The 22,551-nt window shown below is 67.8% G+C and carries 18 protein-coding genes; 4 read left to right on the forward strand and 14 right to left on the reverse strand.

The features are described from left to right. Positions 1–6: 6 nt before the first annotated feature. Positions 7–498 carry a 5-(carboxyamino)imidazole ribonucleotide mutase gene (gene purE, locus BM060_RS30625; RefSeq protein WP_009614245.1) on the reverse strand — a complete coding sequence of 164 codons (492 nt, stop codon included), beginning with the start codon at positions 496–498 and terminating at the stop codon, positions 7–9. 309 nt (positions 499–807) lie between these two features. Here purE and adhP point away from each other — a divergent pair, with 309 nt between their 5' ends. After that, positions 808–1,842: an alcohol dehydrogenase AdhP gene (gene adhP / locus BM060_RS30630; RefSeq protein WP_009614247.1), complete on the forward strand. Its 1,035-nt coding sequence runs from the start codon at positions 808–810 to the stop codon at positions 1,840–1,842. 316 nt (positions 1,843–2,158) lie between these two features. Here the strand turns inward: adhP and BM060_RS30635 are convergent, their stop codons facing one another. The 4 genes from BM060_RS30635 to BM060_RS30650 form a co-directional block, all read right to left on the reverse strand. Beyond that, on the reverse strand, positions 2,159–4,576 hold the full coding sequence (locus BM060_RS30635; protein WP_074986102.1) for a TonB-dependent siderophore receptor: 2,418 nt from the start codon (positions 4,574–4,576) through the stop codon (positions 2,159–2,161). 114 nt (positions 4,577–4,690) lie between these two features. Next, complete coding sequence (locus BM060_RS30640; protein WP_074986104.1) at positions 4,691–5,686, reverse strand: FecR family protein; 996 nt, start codon at positions 5,684–5,686, stop codon at positions 4,691–4,693. Beyond that, positions 5,676–6,269: an RNA polymerase sigma factor gene (locus tag BM060_RS30645; RefSeq protein ID WP_074986107.1), complete on the reverse strand. Its 594-nt coding sequence runs from the start codon at positions 6,267–6,269 to the stop codon at positions 5,676–5,678. The genes BM060_RS30640 and BM060_RS30645 overlap by 11 nt, the downstream gene beginning before the upstream one ends. Positions 6,270–6,390: 121 nt before the next feature. Continuing rightward, positions 6,391–7,305, reverse strand: coding sequence for a LysR substrate-binding domain-containing protein (locus BM060_RS30650; RefSeq protein ID WP_074986109.1), 915 nt, complete (start codon positions 7,303–7,305; stop codon positions 6,391–6,393). A gap of 222 nt (positions 7,306–7,527) precedes the next feature. Here BM060_RS30650 and BM060_RS30655 point away from each other — a divergent pair, with 222 nt between their 5' ends. Further along, the gene (locus BM060_RS30655) at positions 7,528–8,952 is read left to right on the forward strand and encodes an aspartate ammonia-lyase (protein WP_009614250.1); all 1,425 of its coding nucleotides are present in this window, start codon (positions 7,528–7,530) and stop codon (positions 8,950–8,952) included. 479 nt (positions 8,953–9,431) lie between these two features. On the opposite strand, the gene BM060_RS30660 is transcribed toward BM060_RS30655, so the two are convergent. From BM060_RS30660 to gbca, 9 genes are all read right to left on the reverse strand, one after another. Further along, positions 9,432–9,731 (reverse strand): cell division protein ZapA, encoded by a 300-nt coding sequence (locus tag BM060_RS30660; protein WP_074986111.1) that lies wholly within the window; start codon positions 9,729–9,731, stop codon positions 9,432–9,434. Further along, on the reverse strand, positions 9,728–9,958 hold the full coding sequence (locus BM060_RS30665) for a hypothetical protein (protein WP_009614252.1): 231 nt from the start codon (positions 9,956–9,958) through the stop codon (positions 9,728–9,730). Before BM060_RS30665 ends, BM060_RS30660 begins: the two co-directional genes overlap by 4 nt. A gap of 261 nt (positions 9,959–10,219) precedes the next feature. Then, positions 10,220–10,993 carry an electron transfer flavoprotein subunit beta gene (gene etfB, locus BM060_RS30670; protein ID WP_074986113.1) on the reverse strand — a complete coding sequence of 258 codons (774 nt, stop codon included), beginning with the start codon at positions 10,991–10,993 and terminating at the stop codon, positions 10,220–10,222. Between the two features lie 118 nt (positions 10,994–11,111). Continuing rightward, complete coding sequence (gene etfA, locus BM060_RS30675; protein WP_074986115.1) at positions 11,112–12,344, reverse strand: electron transfer flavoprotein subunit alpha; 1,233 nt, start codon at positions 12,342–12,344, stop codon at positions 11,112–11,114. Between the two features lie 277 nt (positions 12,345–12,621). Then, positions 12,622–14,589 carry a dimethylglycine demethylation protein DgcB gene (gene dgcB, locus BM060_RS30680; protein WP_074986119.1) on the reverse strand — a complete coding sequence of 656 codons (1,968 nt, stop codon included), beginning with the start codon at positions 14,587–14,589 and terminating at the stop codon, positions 12,622–12,624. A gap of 107 nt (positions 14,590–14,696) precedes the next feature. Continuing rightward, positions 14,697–16,757, reverse strand: coding sequence for a dimethylglycine demethylation protein DgcA (gene dgcA / locus BM060_RS30685; RefSeq protein WP_074986121.1), 2,061 nt, complete (start codon positions 16,755–16,757; stop codon positions 14,697–14,699). Between the two features lie 96 nt (positions 16,758–16,853). After that, entirely contained in the window at positions 16,854–17,384 is a 531-nt protein-coding gene (locus BM060_RS30690) for a DUF5943 domain-containing protein (protein WP_043256596.1), read from the reverse strand. Positions 17,385–17,489: 105 nt separating this feature from the next. Continuing rightward, the gene (locus BM060_RS30695; RefSeq protein ID WP_074986123.1) at positions 17,490–18,467 is read right to left on the reverse strand and encodes a dipeptidase; all 978 of its coding nucleotides are present in this window, start codon (positions 18,465–18,467) and stop codon (positions 17,490–17,492) included. A gap of 726 nt (positions 18,468–19,193) precedes the next feature. Continuing rightward, positions 19,194–20,483 (reverse strand): glycine betaine monooxygenase oxygenase subunit, encoded by a 1,290-nt coding sequence (gbca, locus tag BM060_RS30700; RefSeq protein ID WP_009614269.1) that lies wholly within the window; start codon positions 20,481–20,483, stop codon positions 19,194–19,196. A gap of 447 nt (positions 20,484–20,930) precedes the next feature. On the opposite strand from gbca, the gene gbcB reads away from it, so the two are divergent. Then, on the forward strand, positions 20,931–22,034 hold the full coding sequence (gene gbcB / locus BM060_RS30705) for a glycine betaine monooxygenase reductase subunit (protein WP_074986125.1): 1,104 nt from the start codon (positions 20,931–20,933) through the stop codon (positions 22,032–22,034). Between the two features lie 227 nt (positions 22,035–22,261). Next, positions 22,262–22,551 (forward strand): transposase (locus BM060_RS30710; RefSeq protein ID WP_143096613.1); only part of this gene is annotated, 290 nt, incomplete at its 3' end.

Here is a 22,551-nt window from a genome sequence, read left to right on the forward strand (position 1 = left end):
TTCTGCTCAGGCCTCGCGGGGGTCGGGGTTGTCCAGCACCGAGGTGGTCTGCTCGGTGCGGAAGCGCTTGAGCGCGTCGTGGTATTGCGGGTGCTTGCCGCCGAGGATGCTCGCCGCCAGCAGCGCGGCGTTGATGGCGCCGGCCTTGCCGATGGCCAGGGTGGCGACCGGCACGCCGCCGGGCATCTGCACGATGGACAGCAGCGAGTCGACGCCCGAGAGCATGGACGACTGCACCGGCACGCCGAGCACCGGCAGGTGCGTCTTGGCCGCGCACATGCCCGGCAGGTGGGCGGCGCCGCCGGCGCCGGCGATGATCACCTCGATGCCGCGGCCTTCGGCCTCTTCGGCGTACTGGAACAGCAGGTCCGGGGTGCGGTGGGCGGAAACCACCTTCACTTCATGGGGGATGCCCAGCTTGTCCAGCATGTCCGCGGTGTGACTAAGGGTGCTCCAGTCGGACTTGGAGCCCATGATCACGCCAACCAGTACGCTCATCGTCGTGCCTCTTGGTGGTGCGCGTGCCGCGCGTCAAAAACCAACAAGCCACGCATTCCGGTCCCGGGCGTGGCTTGTACATGGACGAACCGACGAGCGGGGCCGGTTCGGAGGCGGCGCAGTATACCGCAAGGCCGCGCCGTTCGTGGAGTCCGTGCGCGGGCCGTTGGGCGGGTGCTACCAAGGGATGAGGCGCGCGGTCCTTGCTCCAGCTCAATATCGCCTAGGCTCAAGGGCTCAGACTGATGCAACCCGCGGCGCAGACCGGCTTTCGCCCGCCCCCGTTCGTTTGCACAAGGAGAGCTTGCCATGTCCTCGACCCTGCCCCAGACCATGAAAGCGGCAGTGGTGCACGCCTTCGGCGCGCCGCTGCGCCTGGAAGAAGTGAAGGTGCCGCTGCCCGGCCCCGGCCAGATCCTGGTGAAGATCGAGGCCTCCGGCGTCTGCCACACCGACCTGCACGCCGCCGAGGGCGACTGGCCGGTGAAGCCGAGCCTGCCGTTCATTCCCGGCCACGAGGGCGTCGGCTACGTCGCCGCGGTGGGCGCCGGGGTGACCCGGGTGAAGGAAGGCGACCGCGTCGGCGTGCCCTGGCTGTACACCGCCTGCGGCTGCTGCGAGCACTGCCTGACCGGCTGGGAAACCCTCTGCACGCAGCAACAGAACACCGGCTACTCGGTGAACGGCGGCTACGCCGAATACGTGCTGGCCGACCCGAACTTCGTCGGCCACCTGCCCAAGGGCATTGGCTTCACCGAAATCGCCCCGATCCTCTGCGCGGGCGTCACCGTGTACAAGGGTCTGAAGGAGACCAAGGCACGCCCCGGCCAGTGGGTGGCCATCTCCGGCATCGGCGGCCTGGGCCACGTCGCGGTGCAGTACGCCAAGGCCATGGGCCTGCACGTGGTGGCGGTGGACGTGGACGACGCCAAGCTGGAACTGGCGCGCAAGCTCGGCGCCAGCCTGACCATCAACGCGAAGAAGGAAAACCCGGTGGAAGTGGTCCAGCGCGACATCGGCGGCGCCCATGGCGTGCTGGTGACGGCGGTGTCCAACAGCGCCTTCGGCCAGGGCATCGGCATGGCCCGCCGCGGCGGCACCATCTCCCTGGTCGGCCTGCCGCCGGGCGACTTCCCCACGCCGATCTTCGACGTGGTGCTCAAGGGCCTGCACATCACCGGCTCCATCGTCGGCACCCGCGCGGACCTGCAGGAGGCGCTGGACTTCGCTGGCGAGGGGTTGGTGAAGGCGACGGTGAGCGCCGGGAAGCTGGAGGATATCAACGGGATTTTCGACAAGATGCGGGCGGGGGAAATCGAGGGGCGGATTGTGGTGGAGATGTAGGCGCCTAGCTCTTGCTCACGAAAGGTGTTTCCCGACGGCTCTAGTGCGTTGGGTTAACTCCGCCCCCTCTCCCCAGCCCTCTCCCTGAAGGGAGAGGGGGCTTGTCCGTGCCGAGAGAAGATATGGTTTCAGCCGGAAACCGACGGAGTTGCCGGCTGACTCCAGAACACCCAGCCCTGCCCAACGGTCCCCTCCCCCTTCAGGGCGGGGCGCGCAGCCGAGGATTAGGGAGAGGGGGCTCTTCAGGTCAAACACCGAGCCCAACCGGCAGAACCCCGTTCGCGAGCAAGCCCGCTCCTACGAAAAGACCCTCCCGTCAAAACTCCACGGTGGTGGAAACCTCGAACTGCCGCGGCTCGCCCACCGCGACGTAGAGGTTGTTCGCCGCCGACGGGTAGTACTCGCGGTTGAAGACGTTCTTCACATTGAACTGGAAGCCAACGTTGTGCCCGCCCAGCTGGGTGTCGTAGCTGGCGAAGGCATCGGCCACCGTGTAGGACGGCAGCTCGAAGGAATTCGCCGGATCGCCCGCGCGCTTGCCCACGTAGCGGGCGCCGCTGCCCAGGCGCAGCCTGTCGCCGCCGAAGAGGCTGCCGGCGTCGTACACCGCCGATAGCGAGGCGGTCTGCTTGGCCACGTTCTGCAGGCGGTTGCCTTCCAGCTCCGGGTCCTCGGTGACTTCCGCGTCCAGCCAGGCGTAGCTGCCCAGCAGGCTCCAGCGTTCGCTGAGCTGGCCGGCCAGGTCCAGTTCGGCGCCGTAGCTGCGCACCTTGCCGGCGGTGCGCACCACGGTGTCGCCGTTGGCGTCGAGCTGGTTGACCATGACGTTGCGCTTGCGGATGTCGAAGAACGCCAGGTTGCCGCTGATGCGCCCGGGAATGTCCATTTTCGCGCCGATCTCCCAGGAACTGGCTTCCTCCGGTTGAATCGCCGAGTCGATCACCTGGCCGGTGGACAGCGGCGCGATGGTCGAGTTGGGCTTGAACGAGCGGGTGTAGCTGCCGTACAGCGAGAACTGGTCGTCGAAGCGGTAGACCACGCCGGCGCGCGGCACCCACTTCTGCCCGTTCAGGTCGGTGTTGGCCTTGAACGGCCGGCCGCGGCCGGCGTACTGGTCGAACATCTGGTAGCGCCCGCCGGCGACCAGGATCCAGTGCTCGTCCAGGTGCCAGGAATCCTGCAGGAACAGCGAGTCGCTGCGCAGCTTGTCGGTCTGGTCGCTGTCGCCGGGGCTGACGTCGGTGGCCGGCGACACCTGGCCGTAGACCGGGTCGTTGTAGTCCAGGGTGTTGGTCCTGCTGCTGCGGATCAGGTCGGCGCGGTAGATCTTGCGCTTCTCGCTGTCCATGCCCAGCACCAGCTCGTGGCGGAAGCCGCCCAGCTGCACGTCGCCCAGCAGCGAGGCGGTGGCGAAGCTGTCGCTGCTCACCGCGCCGTGGGTGCCGTCGACGCGGCGGGTGACGGTGCCCTTGGCGCTGTTCACCGCGGTCACCCGCGCCTGGTTGTCGTCATAGGTCTCGCGGGTCCAGCCGTAGGCCAGGCGCGCCTTCCACTGCTCGTCGAGCTGGTGCTCGATGTCCAGGCGGGTCAGGTCGGAGCGGCCTTCGGTGATGTTGAAGGGCTCGTCCAGGCGGCGGGTGCGCGGCAGGTCCAGGGGCTTGTTGGTCCGGGGGTCGATGGCGGTGCCGCGGTCGAAGGGCGTCTTGAACTCGCGGTGCTCGTAGCCGAGTGTGACGGTGGTGGCCTCGCCGAACCAGGCCAGCGAGGGCGCCACCAGGGTTTCGCGCTGCTGGCCGAAGTCGCGCCAGTAGTTCTCGTCCTGGTGGTCGACGATCAGCCGGTAGGCCAGCGGCGTGTCGCCGATGCCGCCGGTCGTGTCGATCTGCGCGCCGCTGCCCTGCTTGCCGTGGGCGTAGGTGGAGCCGCGCAGGGTCACGGCGTTGTATTGCTCGAGCTGCGGCTTCTTGCTCACCACGTTGACCACCCCGCCCGGGTCCTGGATGCCGTAGAGCAGCGAGGCCGGGCCCTTGAGCACTTCGACGTGGTCGGCCGTGGCGGTGAGGTTGCGGCCCAGCACCGAGGGCAGGCCGTCGCGCATGATGGAGCCGTCGCGGTTGTCGCCGAAGCCGCGCTTCATCACCGCGTCCTGGGTGCCGCCGAGGGTGTTGGCCTGGGTCACGCCGCTGATGTTGTTCAGCGCGTCGTCGAGGTTGCGCGGCCTCTGGTCGCGGATCGCCTGGGCCGGCACCGTGACGATACTCTGCGGGGTTTCCATCAGCGCGGTGCCGGCGCGGTTGATCGAGCTGAACGGCGCCGGCTGGTAGCTCTGTTCGGCATTGGCCAGCGCCGAGACGGTGGTGGCGTCCAGGCTCAGGGCGTCGGCGGGGATGCGTTCGAGGGTGACGCTGCGCCCGTCCAGCGGGCGGAAGCGCAGGCCGGAGCCGGCCAGCAGGCGCTCCAGGGCCTCGGCGGCGCTGTACTGGCCGCGCAGCGCCGGCGCCTGCAGGGCGTAGGGCGCCTCCTCGGTGTAGACCACGCTGAGCCCGGTGACGCGGCTGAATTCGCTCAGCGCCTGGGGCAGCGGCTGTGCCGCCAGGGCGAAGGCGTAGCGCGACTGCAGGCTGGCGGCGGCCGGTTCGGCGGCCTGCGCCGGCAGGTTCGCGACGCCGGCCAGGGCGCCGAGCAGGGCGAGGGTCAGGGGCTTGAGGGTGGAACGGGGACGCTGCGCTTTCATGGGCTTCTCGGGACTCGAAGGACGGATTGCAACTGCGAATACATCGCATTCATGTCCACTACACGGAGCAGCCCCTCAGGTACCTCAGTGCCCGGCGGAAAAATTTTTCGCGGCTCAGCGGATCAGCACGAAACGCCCCAGCAGATGCTGCTGGCGGAAGCCCACCACGGCCTGCAGCGAATCCAGCGCCGCCTGCGGGTCGTGGCTGGGGAAGCTGCCGCTGACGCGGCGCTGCGCCAGCTCGTCGTCGAGCAGCAGGATGCGCCCGGCGTACCAGGGCGCCAGGCGCTCCAGCACCTCGCCCAGCGGCGCGCGGTAGAAGGTCAGCCAGCCCTGGCGCCAGGCCAGAGCGGCGCGGCCGTCGGCGGCCTCGGGGGCGCCCAGGGTGGCGCCGAAGCTCACCCGCTCGCCGGCGCCCAACACCACTTCCGGCGCGCCCGCGGCCCGGCTGGCGCGCACCGCCACGCGGCCCTCGGCCACGGTGACGCGGGCCTGGTCGCCCAGCCGGCGGACTTCGAATTCGGTGCCCAGCACCCGCGCCTCGCCCTCGCCCACCCGCACCACGAAGGGCTTGGCCAGGTGTTGCACGGCGAAGGAGGCGGCGCCGCGCAGCAGTTCGACGCGGCGCTGCTCGCCGTCCAGGGACACGGCCACGGCGCTGTCGGCGTCGAGCGTCAGGGTGGAGCCGTCGGCCAGCTTCACCTCGCGGACTTCGCCCGGCGCGCTGACGTAGTCGGCGGCCAGGTCGGCGTACCAGTGCCCCGGCTGCCACCAGCCGCCGGCCCAGAGCATCAGCAGCAGGCAGGCGGCGCTGGCCAGCGGGTAGAGCCAGCGCCGCGGGTTGCCCTGCCGGCGGCCACGCGGCGGGCGCTGCATGGCGTCGAGGTAGCCCCGCAGGGCGTCGCCCTCCTCCGCCGCCAGGCGCCGCGCCGGGCCCTCGCTGGCGCGCCACAGCGCCTCGGCCTCGGCGTAGGCCTCGGCATGTTCCGCGGCCTCGTCCAGCCAGCGCCGCAGCGCCCCGGCATCCGCCTCGCCGCCGTGCACGCGCGCCAGCCACAGGCGCGCCTGGCGCCGGGCGTCGGCCGGGAGGGTCGGGGTGTCAGGCGTCATGGCGTGGGGCTCCGCTGCGGGCGGCCGGTTCGGCGGGCTCCAGGCTCGCCTTGCAGGCATCGAGGGCGCGCATCATATGTTTTTCCACGGCGCTGCGGGTAACCCCCATGGCCTCGGCGATCTCGCCGTAGGTGCGGCCGTGCACGCGGCTGAGCAGGAACACGTGGCGGGTGCGCTCGGGCAGCGCGCGCAGGGCCTGTTCGACGCGCTCCAGCTCGGCGCCGGCCTGCACGGCCTGTTCCGGCGAGGGCTGCGCGGCGTCCTCGTCGGGCAGCAGCACGCTCAAGGTGCGGCCGCGGGAATCCTCGCCGCGCAGGTGGTCGATGGCCAGGTTGCGCGCGCTGCGCAGCAGATAGCTGCCCATCTCCTCCACCGGCGCCTGGGGGCGTTTCCAGAAGCGCAGGAAGAGTTCCTGGACCAGGTCCGCCGCGGTCGCCCGGCAGCCCACGCGGCGGCGCAGCAGGGCCTCCATGCGCGGGCGCTGGCTGAGGAACACGCGCAGGAAGTCCTCGCGCCCCGCGCTTTCGCCGGGCGCCGTCGGTTCGGCCGCGGGCGGCCGGACGGGGGACTCGTGGTCGGACATGGACTGCGGGCTCGCCAGCGGTCCGCGCCGGGGCCGGCGCGAGGGGAAGCCCCTGGCAAAGGCGCAAATGATAATGCTTATCAAATGAACCTGGTAGCCCCGGCCATCCGCCGGGGCCGGCTCAGGCGCTCTCGCCCAGACCCAGGCCGCCCTCCAGCTTGCGCCAGAGCAGGCGGATCTGCGCCTTGCGCACCAGGGCGCAGCGGTACAGGCGGATTTCCTGCGGCACCACCCAGTGCGGGCCGCCGCACACTGCCAGCTCGCCTCGGGCCAGTTCGGCCTCCATGCTCAGGCGCGGTACCCAGGCCACGCCCATGCCCTGCAGCGCCATGCTCTTCAGGCTGTCGGCCATGGCCGTCTCGTAGACCGTGGTATAGCGCAGGTTGCGCTGGCGCAGCAGCAGGTTGACGCCGCGGCCGAGGAAGGCGCCGGCGCTGTAGGCCAGCAGCGGCACGCTCTGGCCGCTGTCGAGGTCGTACAGCGGCAGGCCGGCGGAGTTCACCGCGCATACCGGGAGCATCTCGGTGCGGCCCAGGTGCAGCGAGGGGAACACTTCCGGGTCCATCTGCAGCGCCGCGTCCGGGTCGTAGAAGGCCAGCATCAGGTCGCAGCCGCCCTCGCGCAGCAGGTGCACGGCCTCGCCGACGTTGGTCGCCACCAGGCGGCTGGCGATGTTCAGGCCCTCGGCACGCAGCCGGGCGATCCACGCCGGGAAGAAGCCCAGGGCCAGGGAGTGCGCGGCGGCGAACTGCAGCACCTCGCCCTGCCCGCCTTCCAGGTGGTGCAGGTGGCGCACCACCTGGCCGAGCTGCTCGACCACCGCGCGCGCGGTGACCAGGAACAGCTGGCCGGCCTCGGTCAGCTCGATGGGCGTGCGCTGGCGGTTCACCAGGGTCAGCCCGAGGGCGTCCTCCAGGCTGCGGATGCGCCGGCTGAAGGCCGGCTGGGTGACGAAGCGCCTCTCCGCGGCCTGGGAGAAGCTGCGGGTAGTGGCCAGGGTGCTGAAGTCCTCCAGCCATTTGGTTTCCAGGTTCACGTCGTCTCCTCCCGGCGCGGCGGGATGGTCTTGATCGATCGGTCAGTGGATGAACGGGCGCGCATAGCATGGCCACACGCTCGCCGTCATCAGGTCGTCACAGAATACATTATGCCGTTTGTGCATGAGACAGCTTCCAACAGCATTGGCCGACGATCGGCGAAATCCCTAGTCTAGTGGGCATCGCGGCGCTGACCGTGTTCTCCTGAGAAAAATCTCATCATGTCCCCTGTTGCATCGTTCCGCATCGAGAAAGACCTCCTCGGCACCCTCGAAGTACCTTCTGACGCCTACTACGGCATCCAGACCCTGCGCGCTGTGAACAACTTCCGCCTTTCCGGTGTGCCGCTGTCGCACTACCCGAAGCTGGTCGTCGCCCTGGCGATGGTCAAGCAGGCCGCGGCCGATGCGAACCACAAGCTGGGCCACCTGCCCGGCGAGAAACACGCCGCCATCAGCGAAGCCTGCGCTCGCCTGATCCGCGGTGACTTCCACGACCAGTTCGTGGTGGACATGATCCAGGGCGGCGCCGGTACCTCCACCAACATGAACGCCAACGAGGTGATCGCCAACATCGCCCTGGAAGCGATGGGCCACGCCAAGGGCGAGTACAAGTACCTGCACCCGAACAACGACGTGAACATGGCGCAGTCGACCAACGACGCCTACCCGACCGCCATCCGCCTGGGCCTGCTGCTGGGCCACGACACCCTGCTGGCCAGCCTCGACAGCCTGATCCAGGCCTTCGCCGCCAAGGGCGAGGAGTTCGCCAACGTCCTGAAGATGGGCCGCACCCAGCTGCAGGACGCGGTGCCCATGACCCTCGGCCAGGAATTCCACGCCTTCGCCACCACCCTGGGTGAAGACCTCGACCGCCTGCGCCGCCTGGCCCCGGAACTGCTGACCGAAGTGAACCTCGGCGGCACCGCCATCGGCACCGGCATCAACGCCGACCCCGGCTACCAGCACCTGGCCGTGGAACGCCTGGCCGCCATCAGCGGCCAGCCGCTGAAGCCGGCCGCCGACCTGATCGAGGCCACCTCGGACATGGGCGCCTTCGTGCTGTTCTCCGGCATGCTCAAGCGCACCGCGGTCAAGCTGTCGAAGATCTGCAACGACCTGCGCCTGCTCTCCAGCGGCCCGCGCACCGGCATCAACGAGATCAACCTGCCGCCGCGCCAGCCGGGCAGCTCGATCATGCCGGGCAAGGTCAACCCGGTGATCCCGGAGGCGGTGAACATGTGCGCCTTCGAGATCATGGGCAACGACCTGGCGCTGACCATCGCCGCCGAGGGCGGCCAGCTGCAGCTGAACGTGATGGAGCCGCTGATCGCCTACAAGATCTTCGACTCGATCCGCCTGCTGCAACGCGCCATGGACATGCTGCGCGAGCACTGCATCACCGGCATCACCGCCAACGTCGAGCGCTGCCACCAGTTGGTGGAGCACAGCATCGGCCTGGTCACCGCGCTGAACCCGTACATCGGCTACGAGAACGCCACCCGCATCGCCAAGGTGGCGCTGGAAACCGGCCGCGGCGTGCTGGAACTGGTGCGCGAGGAGAAGCTGCTGGACGAGGCCACCCTGGCCGACATCCTGCGCCCGGAAAACATGATCGCCCCGCGCCTGATCCCGCTGCGCGCCTGATGCACCGCCCGGCGCGGGCCGGGCACGACTCACCGGTCGAGGGGCAGTACCCGCCTCTCACCCTTCAGGGATGGGCTATCCCCCGTCCCTTCTTTTATGCCCGGCGCGATGGGACTTCCCGCAGCGCCACGTCTCACCGGTCGAGAGGATATTCAGCCCTCTCTCCATTCATAGGGACGCCACGGATTGTGGTGTCCCTTTTTTTTCGCCTGGGGTTTGGGGGGTGGCTGCTGCTTTTCGTAGGAGCGAGCTTGCTCGCGAACGGGGCTGGCCGGTGAGAAAGAGCACCCTCTCCCTAACCCTCTCCCTGAAGGGAGAGGGGACTGTTCGGAGTGCTTGGATACTCCTGAGTCAGCCGGCGGCTCCGTGGGTTTCAGGGGAAACCATATCTTCTCTCGGCACGGACAAGCTCCCTCTCCCTTCAGGGAGAGGGCGGGGGGAGAGGGTTCTGAGCCCGAGCACCAAGGCCCGGCAAGAAATCAATCCTGCGCCTGCAAATGCGCACGAATACGCCGATTGAGCGCCGCAAGACGCTCCACCGTACGCTCGTCACCCTCTTCAGCCTCCCCGCGCGGCGCCAACTGGCGGGCGCACAGGTTCAGGGCACTGAGCAGCAACAGTTCGTTGCTGGTGACGTAGGGGAATTTCTGCTTGGCGGCGGCGATCTCCGCCTGCAACAGGGCGGCGGCCTCCTGCAGGGCGCGCTCCTCGCCGGCCGGCGCCTTGACGCTGTAGTCGCGGCCGAGGATGCGCAGGACGCGCACGCCGTCGTCGCTCATGCGCTGGCGCGGCTGTCGCTGACGCGGCGGACCAGGGCCTGCAGGCGCACGGCGGTGGCGTTGTGCTTCTCTTCCTGCTCCATCAGTTGCAGTTGCAGGGCGTCGTTGTCTTCGCTGGCCTTGCCGAGGCTGTCGCGCAGTTGGGCGTTGTCGTCGGCCAGTTGCTTGTTCTGCTGCAGCAGCTCAGCCACCAGTTGTTCGAGCTGTTCGATAGTGCTGTCGAGCATGGGAGTCTCCGAGGCCGTGGTAAAGGTCGCGGAGGATAAAGAAAAGTCGCCTGTGCGGCCAGGGAAATACACGCTTTCCTGACGGAAAGTATGCTGTCAATTCAATAGCTTAGAAGCCAAATTTCGTGCCATTTCAGCAGGTTGATCGCGCGACGAACCTCCGTAGGATGGGTTGAGCGAAGCGATACCCATCAGACCACGGCGATGGGTATCGCAAACTCAACCCATCCTACGAAGAGCGCATCGACGCAGTCGGCAAGCTCAGCGAATCACGCCTTCCTCGCGCAGCAGCTTGAAGATGGCTTCGGCGCCCGCCTCCGGGGCCAGGTCCTTGAGCACCTGGCCAGTGCCGCCGGAGGCCTTGGCGGTGGCGGCCTTCATGCGTTCGGCGCCGGTCTTGGCCTTGATCACCTTGAGCCGCTTGGGCCGCGGGCGCGCCGGTTGCAGGCTGCTGGCGGCGAGCAGGTCGTCCTCGACGACCTCCACCTCGTGGGCCTCGATGAAGCCACGGCGGGCCGGGCCGAAGGCGCTCTGGCGCGCCACCGGGGCGGCGTTGTCGACGCTGGCGACGAAGGGCAGGCGCACCTTCAGCCGGCGCCGCTGGCCGCGCGGCAGGGCCTGCAGCACCTGGGCGCTGCCGCCCTCGACCTTCTCCACCTCGGCCAGGCCCACCACCAGTGGCCAGCCCAGGCGTTCGGCGAGCAGGAACGGCAGCATGCCGGAGCCTTCGCCGGTCTCGGCCTGGCTGCCGGTGAGCACCAGTTGCGCGCCGGCGCCGCCGAGGTAGTCGACCAGCGCCGGCAAGGCGTCGGTGCCGGCCGGTTGTTCCAGCACCGCCAGCTCGTCCAGGCCCATGCCCAGATAGCTGCGCAGCGCCTCTTCCTGCGGGTTGCCGGCGTGCAGCACCTGCAGGCGCTTGCCGGCCAGGCGCAGGCCCAGTTCGACGGCGCGGGCATCCTGCTCGGCGCGGCGGGCGCGGCCGGAGGCGGGGTGGGCGCCGATGGAGACCAGGGTGACGATGTTCAGGTCGGTCATGATGGGATCTCGACGCGGTGTTTATTGGGTTCCCGCGTGCGCGGGAATGACGGGGTTTGCCACGTGCCTTGTCTCCGGCATCGTCACCCCCGCGAACGCGGGGGCCCAGGGACTGCCTTCAAGCCGCATCCCGCGCCCCTCCCTGGCGGTACTCCTCGGTCAGGCGGATCAGTGCCTGGAGAATCGCCGTGGAATCGCCGATCACCGAAAGGTCGGCGCGTTTGATCATGTCGCAGCCGGGGTCCATGTTCACCGCCACCACCTTGTCGCAGGCGCCGATGCCTTGCAGGTGCTGGATGGCGCCGGAGATGCCCACCGCCAGGTAGACCCGCGCGGTGACCCAGGTGCCGGTGGCGCCGACCTGGCGGTTGCGCGGCATGTGGCCGTCGTCCACCGCCACCCGCGAGGCGCCTTCGGTGGCGCCCAGGGCCGCGGCGGCGCGGTGGAACAGGTCCCAGTCGCGCACGCCGTTGCCGCCGGAGAGGATGAACTCGGCCTCGGCCATGGGAATCTGCGCCGGGTCCACGGCCACCGGGCCGAGGTCCTCGATGCGCGGCAGGTTGCGCGCCACGCCGCCTTCCAGGGCGACCGGGCGGGCCTCGTGGCGCGTCTCGCTGACCGGCTCGGCGCACTCGGCGGCGGCCAGGATCAGGCGCGCCAGCGGCCGCTGCAGGTCCTGCTGGCCGGCGCCGGCGCGGCCGATGCAGCGCTCGCCCTCGGCCTGCCAGACGCGGGTGGCCGGGCGCTCGCCAAGGCTGGCGGCCAGGCGCCGACCCAGTTCGCCGCCACCGGTGCGGCTGTCGGGCAGCAGCCAGTGGCGCGGCACGAACTGGCCGTCCACGGCGCGCAGCGCCAGCACCCGCTGTTCCGGGGCGTAGCCTTCGTATTCGTCGCCCTCGACCTGCAGCAGGCGGTCGACGCCGGCGGTGTCGAAGGCGCTTTCCTTGTGTTCGCCGAAGACAATGGCCAGCACCGCGCCGCCCTCGCCGGCGAGCTTGCGGGCCAGGCCCAGCAGGTCGCGGTCGTGGCTGGAGAGGCGGCCGCCGACCATGTCCGGCACCACGGCGATATAGAACGCCGGCTGCTCGATGACCTGCAGCGGCAGCTGCACCACTTCCGGCGCGCTGGAGCGCTTGCCGGCGGTGCCCTGCTGGCCGCCGGAGCGGTCGATGCGCTTGACGCCGTTGGGACCGATGAAGCCGACGGCGTGGGGGTTCCTGCGGATCAGGCCGTTGGGGCCCATCCAGCGCACCTCGCCACCCTGGGCGGACTGCATGGCCGCGTGCAGCGGGTGCAGGCGGTTGCGGGCGATCCACTCGGCGCGTGGGTCGCGGCGGATGATGTCGCTCATGGCAGAACCTCCAGCAGGCCTGGGCTTTTCGTAGGAGCGAGCTTGCTCGCGAACGGGCTGGCATTGAGGCTCGGGCTACCCTCTCCCCCCGCCCTCTCCCTGAAGGGAGAGGGAGCTATCCGAGCGCCCCGGTAAGTAATGGTGCAGCGGGCTAGCCGGCTAAAGCTGATGTCCGCCGTGGCACGGACGGTCCCCTCTCCCTTCAGGGAGAGGGTTAGGGAGAGGGCCTGCTGACTCACCGCCGGCACACGGCCAAGGCCTGAAGTCGTCCGGATCATCAATGCACCCCCACCACTTCTTCCCGCTTAACCGCCGCCGGCTTTTTTGCCGGCGCCTCCGCGCTCTCGATCAGCACCTCCGCCACCAGCTCGGCGATGTCCTTGATCTCCGGCCGCGGCGCCACCACGCCTTCGAGCATCGCGGTGCACTGCGGGCAGCCCACGGCCACCAGTTCGGCGCCGGTTTCCTTGATGTCGACCATGCGCATGTCCGGAATCCGCTGCTTGCCGGGGATGTCGGTGATCGGCGCGCCGCCGCCGCCGCCGCAGCAGCGCGAGCGGAAGCCGGAGCGTTGCATCTCCTTGACCTCGATGCCGATGGCCTTGAGCACGTTGCGTGGGGCCTCGTACTCGCCGTTGTAGCGGCCCAGGTAGCAGGGGTCGTGGTAGGTCACGCTGTCGGCCTTGCTCTGGCCCACCTGCAGCGCGCCGCTCTTCACCAGTTCGTCGATGAAGGTGGTGTGGTGCAGCACTTCGTAGCTGCCGCCCAGGGCGCCGTACTCGTTCTTCAGCACATGGAAGCTGTGCGGGTCGCAGCTGACGATGCGCTTGAAGCGGTACTGCGCCAGGGTGGCGATGTTGCGTTTGGCCAGGTTCTGGAAGGTCGCCTCGTCGCCCAGGCGGCGGGCCACGTCGCCGCTGTCGCGTTCTTCCAGGCCGAGCACGGCGAAGTCCACTTTCGCCGCCTTGAGGATCTTCACGAAGGCGCGCAGGGTGCGCTGGTTGCGCATGTCGAAGGCGCCGTCGCCGACCCAGAACAGCACGTCGGCCTGCTTCTGCTCGCTCATCAGCGGCAGGTTCAGGTCGGCCGCCCAGTTCAGCCGGCCGCCGGGGGCGAAGCCGCCGGGGTTGTCGGTGGCGATCAGGTTTTCCAGCACCTCGGCGCCCTTGTTCGGGGTGGCGCCCTTTTCCAGGGTGAGGTGGCGGCGCATGTCGACGATGGCGTCGACGTGCTCGATCATCATCGGGCATTCCTCGACGCAGGCGCGGCAGGTGGTGCACGACCACAGCGTCTCGGCATCCACCAGAGCCTTGCCTTCCAGCGCGACTATGGGCAGGTGCGGGCCACCGCTGTGCTCGCCCAGGGGCTTTCCGGGATAGGGCGAGCCGGCGAACTTGGCGTCGTTGCCGCCGGCCAGGCCGATGACCATGTCCTGGATCAGCTTCTTCGGGTTCAGCGGCTGGCCAGCGGCGAAGGCCGGGCACATGGCCTCGCACTTGCCGCACTGCACGCAGGCGTCGAAGCCCAGCAGCTGGTTCCAGGTGAAGTCGGTGGGTTTCTCCACGCCCAGCGGGGCCATGGGGTCGCTCAGGTCGAGGGCTTTCAGGCCGGTGGAGCGGCCGCCAGCGAAGCGCTCGGAGCGACGGTGCCAGGCCAGGTGCAGGGCGCCGGCGAAGGCGTGCTTCATCGGCCCGCCCCAGGTCATGCCGAAGAACAGCTCGGACACGCCCCAGGCCACGCCGATGGCGAGGATGGCCGCGAGGAACCAGCCGCCGAACCCTTCGGGCAGGATGCCGGCCACGGGCAGCGTGGCGATGAAGAAGCTCGCCGAGAACATCAGCAGGCTCTTCGGCAGGCGCATCCACGGGCCCTTCGACAGCCGCGACGGCGGGTCGAGGCGGCGCTTGGCGACGAACAGCGCGCCGCCGAACATCAGCGCCGTGGCCGCCAGCAGGGCAAAGCCGAGGATCCGGCTGTGCAGGCCGAAGCCGTGCACGACGATGGCCAGCAGCGCCGCCAGGACGAAGCCGCCGGCGGTGGCCACGTGGGTCCTGGACATGTACTTGTCGCGCTCGACCACATGGTGCAGGTCCACCAGGTAGCGCCGCGGCATGGCCAGCAGGCCGCCGAGCCAGTCGACCTGCGCGGGCCGCCCGCGGCGCCACATGGCGAAGCGCTTCACGGCGCCGAATGCGGCCAGTGCCAGAGCGGCAAAGAGCAGGAGGGGAAGAATCGTATTAAGCATGGGTCACCAGCCTTTTCGCTGAAGGCTGGAGGCTGGAAGCTGGACGAAAAAGCAGGCACGGTCGCTCTTTCGTTCAGCCTTCCGCCTCCAGCCTCCCACGGCTCTATTCAGAAATCCTTGCACAGCCGCAGCGCGTCGTAGATCGCCGCGTGGGTGTTGCGCTGGGCCACGCAGTCGCCGATGCGGAACAGCAGGTAGCCCTCGCCCGGCTCGCTGAGACACGGCTGCGGCTTGATCGCGAACAGCGCCTCGACGTCGATCTGGCCCTTGTTGCGCGAGCCCTGCTTGAGCGCGTAGTACAAGCTCTCGTCCGGGCGCACGCCGTTCTCCACCACCACCTGGTCGACCACCCGCTCCTCTTTCGCGCCGGTGTATTCGTTCTCCAGCACCGCCACCAGCTTGTCGCCCTCGCGGTAGACCTTCTCCAGCATCAGGTCGCCGGTCATGATCACTTCCTTGGGGTACATGCTGCGGTAGTAGGTGGGGAAGGTGGTGCCGCCGATGGCCACGCCGGGCTTGATATCGTCGGTGACGATCTCCACCAGCGCGCCCTTGTCGGCGAGGAAGTCGGCCACCGACATGCCGCTGAACTCGCAGATGGTGTCGTAGACCAGCACGTTCTTGCCGGGGGCGACCTTGCCGTCGAGGATGTCCCAGCTGCTCACCACCAGGCCCTCGGCGGCGCCCCAGTGTTCGTTCTGCTCGAGGAACGGGTGGCCGCCGTTGGCCAGCACCACCACGTCCGGGCGCAGGTCGAGGATGGTGTCGGCATCGGCGCCGGTGCCCAGGCGCAGGTCTATCCCCAGGCGCGCCAGCTCCAGCTGGTACCAGCGGGTGATGCCGGCGATCTGGTCGCGCTGCGGCGCCTTCGAGGCGGTGGTGATCTGCCCGCCGAGCTGGTCCTTCTTCTCGAACAGGGTCACGTCGTGGCCGCGCTCGGCCGCCACCCGCGCGGCCTCCATCCCGGCCGGGCCGCCACCGACGACGACGACCTTGCGCTTCACGCCGGTGGTCTTCTCGATGATGTGCGGCACACCCATGTATTCGCGGCTGGTCGCGGCGTTCTGGATGCACAGCACGTCCAGGCCCTGGTACTGGCGGTCGATGCAGTAGTTGGCGCCGACGCACTGCTTGATCTGGTCGACCTGGCCCATCTTGATCTTGGCGATCAGGTGCGGGTCGGCGATGTGCGCGCGGGTCATGCCGACCATGTCCACGTAGCCGCCTTCGAGGATGCGCGTGGCCTGGTTCGGGTCCTTGATGTTCTGCGCGTGCAGCACCGGCACGTTGACCACTTCCTTGATGCCCGCCGCCAGGTGCAGGAAGGGCTCCGGCGGGTAGGTCATGTTGGGGATGACGTTGGCCAGGGTGTTGTGGGTGTCGCAGCCGGAGCCGACCACGCCGATGAAGTCGAGCATGCCGGTGTCGCTGTAGTACTTGGCGATCTGCTTCATGTCCTCGTGGGACAGGCCGTCCGGGTGGAACTCGTCGCCGCAGATGCGCATGCCGACGCAGAAGTCGTCACCGACCTCTTTGCGCACGGCCTTGAGCACTTCCAGGCCGAACTTCATGCGGCCCTCGAAGGTGCCGCCCCATTCGTCGGTGCGCTTGTTGACGCGCGGGCTCCAGAACTGATCGATCATGTGCTGGTGCACGGCGGACAGCTCGACGCCGTCCAGGCCGCCTTCCTTCGCCCGGCGCGCGGCTTGCGCGTAGTTGCCGATCACCCGCCAGATCTCTTCCGGCTCGATGGTCTTGCAGGTGGCGCGGTGCACCGGCTCGCGGATGCCCGAGGGCGACATCAGCGTCGGCCAGTTGAAGCCGTCCCAGCGCGAGCGGCGGCCCATGTGGGTAATCTGGATCATGATCTTGGCCCCATGCTTGTGCATGGCGTCGGCCAGGTTCTGGAAGTGCGGGATGATGCGGTCGGTGGACAGGTTCACCGAGCTCCACCACTCCTGCGGGCTGTCGATGGCGACCACCGAGGAACCACCGCAGATGGCCAGGCCGATGCCGCCCTTGGCCTTCTCCTCGTAGTACTTCACGTAGCGCTCGGTGGTCATGCCGCCGTCGGTGGCGTAGACCTCGGCGTGGGCGGTGGAGAGCACGCGGTTGCGGATGGTCAGCTTGCCGATCTGGATCGGCTGGAACATTGCCTCGAAAGCCATTGCGGCATCCTCACGGGATCAGAGGTTTCTTGTTGTCTGGCGGCAGCCGTGCAGGCTGCTGTTCGCGAGCAAGCTCGCGCCTACAGGTCAGGTCGGTCAGAGCGGCTTGACGATGAACAGGCCGTCGTCGTGGCCTTCTTCCGAGCCGCTGTAGACCTGCTCGGCCACGGTGCGGATGCTGCTGCCGCGGGCCTGGAGGATCTGGTCCATGGCGCCGGCGAACCAGCCGGTGAACATGTAGTCGACCTTGCGGTTGACCTTGCCGTACACGTACACGAAGGCGGAGTGCTTCAGGCGCACCTGGGCGGTGCCCTTGTCGAGGTCGATCTGCTCGATCTGGAACAGACCCCAGCCGCGCTGCGACAGGCGCTTCATGTAGTGCTCGAACACCGCCACGCCTTCGATGCCGTGGCATTCGGCCTCTTTCTCGCACCAGTGCCAGGCGGACTTGTAGCCGGCCTTGTAGAGGATTTCGGCATAGCGCTCGGCGCCCAGCTCCTCCTCGATGCCCATATGGTTGTTGACGAAGAAGTGCCGCGGCACGTAGAGCATCGGCAGGGCGTCGGTGGTCCAGACGCCGGTTTCGCTGTCGACTTCGATGGGCAGTTCGGGGGCGTGTTTGGCCATGGTTCGGTTCTCGGAATCCGGTTGATGATCTTGGCCGGCGGGGCGCCGGCATGGTGGGTATCGCTGCGCTCCACCCACCCTACGAAGGAAGTCGGCGACCCGGGCTTACTCGCCCCAGACGTCCGCCAGGACGCGCACCCAGTTCTCGCCCATGACCTTGCGCACCACGCGCTCGGGCATGCCGCGCTTGAGCAGGGTCTCGGTGAGGTTGGGGAACTCGCCCACGGTGCGGATGCCCAGCGGGTTGACGATCTTGCCGAAGTTGGTCAGGCGGCGGGCGTAACCCTTGTCGTGGGTCAGCCACTCGAAGAAGTCCTGGCCATGGCCCTGGGTGAAGTCGGTGCCGATGCCGATGGCGTCCTCGCCGACGATGTTCATCACGTACTCGATGGCCTCGGCGTAGTCGTCGATGGTCGAGTCGATGCCCTTGGCGAGGAAGGGCGCGAACATGGTCACGCCGACGAAGCCGCCGTGGTCGGCGATGAACTTCAGTTCCTCGTCGGACTTGTTGCGCGGGTGCTCTTTCAGGCCCGAGGGCAGGCAGTGGGAGTAGCAGACCGGCTTTTTCGATTCGAGGATGACTTCCTCGCTGGTCTTGCTGCCGACGTGGGACAGGTCGCACATCACGCCAACGCGATTCATCTCGGCGACGATCTCGCGGCCGAAGCCGGAGAGCCCGCCGTCGCGCTCGTAGCAGCCGGTGCCGACCAGGTTCTGGGTGTTGTAGCACATCTGCACGATGCCCACGCCCAGCTGCTTGAACACCTCGACGTAGCCGATCTGGTCCTCGAACGCGTGGGCGTTCTGGAAGCCGTAGAGGATGCCGGTCTTGCCCAGCTCCTTGGCGCGGCGGATGTCGGCGGTGCTGCGCACCGGGATGACCAGGTCGCTGTTCTCGCGGATCAGGTTATTGCTGGCGACGATGTTGTTCACCGTGGCCTGGAAGCCTTCCCACACGGACACGGTGCAGTTCGCGGCGGTCAGGCCGCCCTTGCGCATGTCCTCGAAGAGTTCGCGGTTCCACTTGGCGATGATCAGGCCATCGATGACGATGCTGTCGGCGTGAAGTTCGGCTGGGCTCATCTGGCGTCTCTCTATATCAGGCAAGGCTTGTCAGGCTTGGCGCGCCGGGGCTTGTGCCGGCGCTTTGGGGGCAGCATATCCCCGGGTGGCGGGGCGGCCCGGTTCGAAAACGACCAGGGTCGTACCGAAAGCGTCAAGCCGGCGACATGCGCGACACCGAAGGCGTCGCGGGCGGGCATATGGGTATGAAGGGGGCGGTTTAGAGAGCTTGGGGGAATGAGGGGGGGGATGGCTTTTCGCGGGACGATGGCTGTTTCGCGGGAGGATGGCTTTTCGTAGGAGCGAGGGGGACGCCTAGTTCTTGCTCGCGAACGGGGTTTGCCGGAAGGAATTGGCGCAGGATGAAAGAGCACCCTCTCCCTGAAGGGAGAGGGGACCGTTGGGCAGAGCTGGGTGTTTTGGAGTCAGCCGGCAGCACCGAAGGTTTCCGGTTGAAACCATCACTTCTCTCGGCACGGACTAGCCCCCTCTCCCTTCAGGGAGAGGGCTGGGGAGAGGGAGCGGAGTCAACCCAACACACCAGAGCCGCCTGGAAACTCCGTTCGCGAGCAAGCTCGCTCCTACGAAAAGCGGCCGAACCCTCAACGATTCCGCCAGCAGGCCACCAGGTTCCACACCATCAACCCGCCGACCACCACCGAACTGCCATAGAACAGCAGACTATCCACGCTCTCCCCTCCGAAATGCAGGCGCCCCCAGTGAAGGGGGCGCCGGGTGGACCTGGGTTTACTCGTGGGCGACCAGCCGCGCGTGGGCGGACTCTTCGCCGAGGTTGTTGAGCATCCGCTCGCTGTACCAGTCGAGGAAGTTGATCACGCCGAACTCGTAGGTCTTGGAGTACGGGCCCGGCTGGTAGGCGGTGGAGTTGATGCCGCGCTGGTTTTCCTCGGCCAGGCGGCGGTCCTGGTCGTTGGTGGCGTCCCACACTTCGCGCAGGCGCTGCACGTCGTAGTCCACGCCCTCCACCGCGTCCTTGTGCACCAGCCACTTGGTGGTGACGACGGTTTCCTGCGCGCTGATCGGCCACACGGTGAAGACGATCAGGTGGTCGCCCATGCAGTGGTTCCAGGAGTGCGGCAGGTGGAGGATGCGCATCGAGCCCAGGTCCGGGTTCTTGATGCGGCCCATCAGCTTCTTGCTGCCCTGCTTGCCGTCCATGGTCATGGACACGGTGCCGTCGAGCAGCGGCATGCGCACGATGCGGTTGCGCAGGCCGAAGCTGGCGTGGGCGTAGGGGATCTTCTCCTCGTCCCAGGCCTTGGTGCAGGCGGCCACCTGGTCCTTGAACGCCTGGCTCGCGCGCGGGTCGGTGACGTCGTCCCACTCCAGCAGGGTCTTCAGCAGCTCCGGGTGCGAGCCGTTGCAGTGGTAGCACTCGCGGTTGTTCTCGAGCACCAGCTTCCAGTTGGCTGCTTCGCGGATGGTGGTCTGCACGGCGACCTTGGTGTTCTCCATGTCGTACGGCTCCATGTAGTGCTCGAGCGTACGCAGGAAGTCGTCGATGGCCGGCGGGTTCTCGGCCAGGGAGATGAAGATGTAGCCGCCGGCGGTCTTCACGTTCACCGGCTTCAGGCTGTAGTCCTTCATGTCGAAGTCGGCGCCCATCTCGGTACCGGCGAACAGCAGGCGGCCGTCCAGCTCGTAGGTCCACTGGTGGTAGGGGCACACCAGCTTGGCCACCTTGCCCTTGTCGCTCACGCACAGGCGCGAGCCGCGGTGGCGGCAGACGTTGTGGAAGGCGTGGATCTTGCCTTCGGCGCCGCGCAGCACGATGACCGGGTTGTCGCCGATCTGCAGGGTGAGGAAGTTGCCCTTGGCGGGAATCTCGCAGGTCATGCCGGCGATCAGCCATTCCTTCTGGAAGATCTCCTGCATGTCGAGCTTGAACAGGCGCTCGTCGTTGTAGAACGGCTGCGGCAGCGAGAAGGAATGGTCGCGGGTGCGCAGCATCTCGGCGGTGGCCTTGCGGGCCGGTTCCAGCGGATCGCCCAGACTCAGGGTGGTAGTGACGTCCATCGGTTGGTCCTCATGCCGCGCCGGGGATCGGCGGCGGCGAAATTGGGTGGCTGATACGGTTCGACGCTACGCAAGGTGGCGTTCACGGCCTTCGGCATTCCGGTGGCTCCGGAATCCCGCCCTGCCGATGGGCGGGGCCCGCGGCGGCGGGCGTGAAGGTCAGGCGCTCTGGTGGATTACCTTCGTTTCGGCTGGGGGCAGTGTGCGTCCGGGCCTTTGCGGTGCCTTATCCATGGGCGACACGACCACATCCGTTTCCGACCTGGCAGCCCCCGCCCCAGGCGGCAGGTCGCGATAAGCATGCAAATGTCGCTGGCAGGTAAGTGAGGGGCACGGGGCGTGCGCACAATCGGCCCCATCAGGCATGCCGAAAAGGCCGGGGCGAGCGTCCCCGCCCGGCGCTGCCCCATTCGGCCGGGAAACGGCCTGCGTGCGCGGAGAGACACCATGTCGACGAGCAACTTCCTCAACCCGGTGAACACCCAGACCTGGACCAACGGCCGCCACCTGGTGCGCTGCGTCAAGGCCATCCAGGAGACCTGGGACGTACGCACCTTCTGCTTCATGGCCGACCAGCCGATCCTGTTCTTCTTCAAGCCCGGGCAGTTCGTCACCCTGGAGCTGGAGATCGACGGCCTGCCGATCATGCGTTCCTACACCATCTCCAGCTCGCCCTCGGTGCCCTACAGCTTCTCCATCACCATCAAGCGGGTGCCCGGCGGCAAGGTCTCCAACTGGCTGCACGACAACCTCAAGGAAGGCGACGTCGTTCCGGTGCACGGCCCGGTGGGCAACTTCAACGCCATCGACTTCCCCACCGACAAGGCGCTGTTCCTCTCCGGCGGCGTCGGCATCACCCCGGTGATGTCCATGGCGCGCTGGTTCTTCGATACCAACGGCTCGGTCGACATGGTCTTCGTGCACAGCGCGCGCACGCCGAAAGACATCATCTACCACCGCGAGCTGGACCACATGGCCTCGCGCATCGCCAACTTCAAGGTCCACCTGATCTGCGAGAAGTACGAGATGGGCGAGGCCTGGGCCGGCTACCGCGGCTTCCTGAACAAGGCCATGCTGCAGCTGATAGCCCCGGACTTCCTCGAACGCGAAGTCTTCTGCTGCGGCCCCACGCCCTACATGCACGCGATCAAGCGCCTGCTCGAAGCCGAAGGCTATGACATGTCGCGCTACCACGAGGAAGCCTTCGGCCCGACGCCGCCGGAAGTCCGCGAGGAAGTGAAGGAACTGGCCGCCGAAGCCGCCGAGGCCCCGGAAATCCCCGCCGCCGACCTGAACAACGTGGAGTTCTGCGAAACCGGCAAGAGCATCCGCGTGGGCCCCGGCGAAACCGTCCACGCCGCCGCAGCCAAGCTCGGCCTGCATATCCCGAAAGCCTGCGGCATGGGCATCTGCGGCACCTGCAAGGTGATGAAGCGCTCCGGCGAAGTGGAGATGGAACACAACGGCGGGATTACCGACGAGGATGTGGCCGAGGGCTACATCCTGTCGTGCTGCAGCGTGCCGAAGGGGGATGTGGTGATCGAGTATTGAGTGCGCTCGGGTAGGCCGCGGAGCGATGGTTCGAGCCCGCTCCCTCTCCCTAACCCTCTCCCTGAAGGGAGAGGGGACCGTTCGGAGCGCTTGGATGCTCTGGAGTCAGCCGGCCGCTCCGTCAATTTCCGGCTGAAACCATCACTTCTCTCGGCACGGACTTGTGGTGGTTCAATTTCCTCGGACACCTCGATAGGTGGAAAATCCACTGAATAGAGGAGTCATTCATGAGCCGTAAACGCAGAACATTCGATGCCAGCTTCAAGCTGCAAGTCGTCCAGATGATCAAAGACCAGGGCCTGAGCATTACGCAGGTCTGCCGAGACATGGACCTGGGAGAGACGGCAGTTCGCCGCTGGGTTCAGCAATACGAAGCCGAGCTGTCGGGGCAGGCGGGAGTGGGTAAGCCGCTGACACCCGAGCAGCAGCGGATTCGTCAGTTGGAGGCCGAGAATCGCCAGTTGAAGCAGGACAACGACCTGCTAAAAAAGGCCTCGGCCTTCTTCGCCCGCGAACT

It is taken from the genome of Pseudomonas citronellolis, from assembly GCF_900112375.1.
Lineage (GTDB): Bacteria > Pseudomonadota > Gammaproteobacteria > Pseudomonadales > Pseudomonadaceae > Pseudomonas > Pseudomonas citronellolis.

Coding starts and splice junctions, on each gene's coding strand:
- purE (WP_009614245.1), bottom strand. CDS start 498: ATGAGCGTACTGGTTGGCGTGATCATGGGCTCCAAGTCCGACTGGAGC.
- adhP (WP_009614247.1), top strand. CDS start 808: ATGTCCTCGACCCTGCCCCAGACCATGAAAGCGGCAGTGGTGCACGCC.
- BM060_RS30635 (WP_074986102.1), bottom strand. CDS start 4,576: ATGAAAGCGCAGCGTCCCCGTTCCACCCTCAAGCCCCTGACCCTCGCC.
- BM060_RS30640 (WP_074986104.1), bottom strand. CDS start 5,686: ATGACGCCTGACACCCCGACCCTCCCGGCCGACGCCCGGCGCCAGGCG.
- BM060_RS30645 (WP_074986107.1), bottom strand. CDS start 6,269: ATGTCCGACCACGAGTCCCCCGTCCGGCCGCCCGCGGCCGAACCGACG.
- BM060_RS30655 (WP_009614250.1), top strand. CDS start 7,528: ATGTCCCCTGTTGCATCGTTCCGCATCGAGAAAGACCTCCTCGGCACC.
- BM060_RS30660 (WP_074986111.1), bottom strand. CDS start 9,731: ATGAGCGACGACGGCGTGCGCGTCCTGCGCATCCTCGGCCGCGACTAC.
- BM060_RS30665 (WP_009614252.1), bottom strand. CDS start 9,958: ATGCTCGACAGCACTATCGAACAGCTCGAACAACTGGTGGCTGAGCTG.
- etfB (WP_074986113.1), bottom strand. CDS start 10,993: ATGACCGACCTGAACATCGTCACCCTGGTCTCCATCGGCGCCCACCCC.
- etfA (WP_074986115.1), bottom strand. CDS start 12,344: ATGAGCGACATCATCCGCCGCGACCCACGCGCCGAGTGGATCGCCCGC.
- dgcB (WP_074986119.1), bottom strand. CDS start 14,589: ATGCTTAATACGATTCTTCCCCTCCTGCTCTTTGCCGCTCTGGCACTG.
- dgcA (WP_074986121.1), bottom strand. CDS start 16,757: ATGGCTTTCGAGGCAATGTTCCAGCCGATCCAGATCGGCAAGCTGACC.
- BM060_RS30690 (WP_043256596.1), bottom strand. CDS start 17,384: ATGGCCAAACACGCCCCCGAACTGCCCATCGAAGTCGACAGCGAAACC.
- BM060_RS30695 (WP_074986123.1), bottom strand. CDS start 18,467: ATGAGCCCAGCCGAACTTCACGCCGACAGCATCGTCATCGATGGCCTG.
- gbca (WP_009614269.1), bottom strand. CDS start 20,483: ATGGACGTCACTACCACCCTGAGTCTGGGCGATCCGCTGGAACCGGCC.
- gbcB (WP_074986125.1), top strand. CDS start 20,931: ATGTCGACGAGCAACTTCCTCAACCCGGTGAACACCCAGACCTGGACC.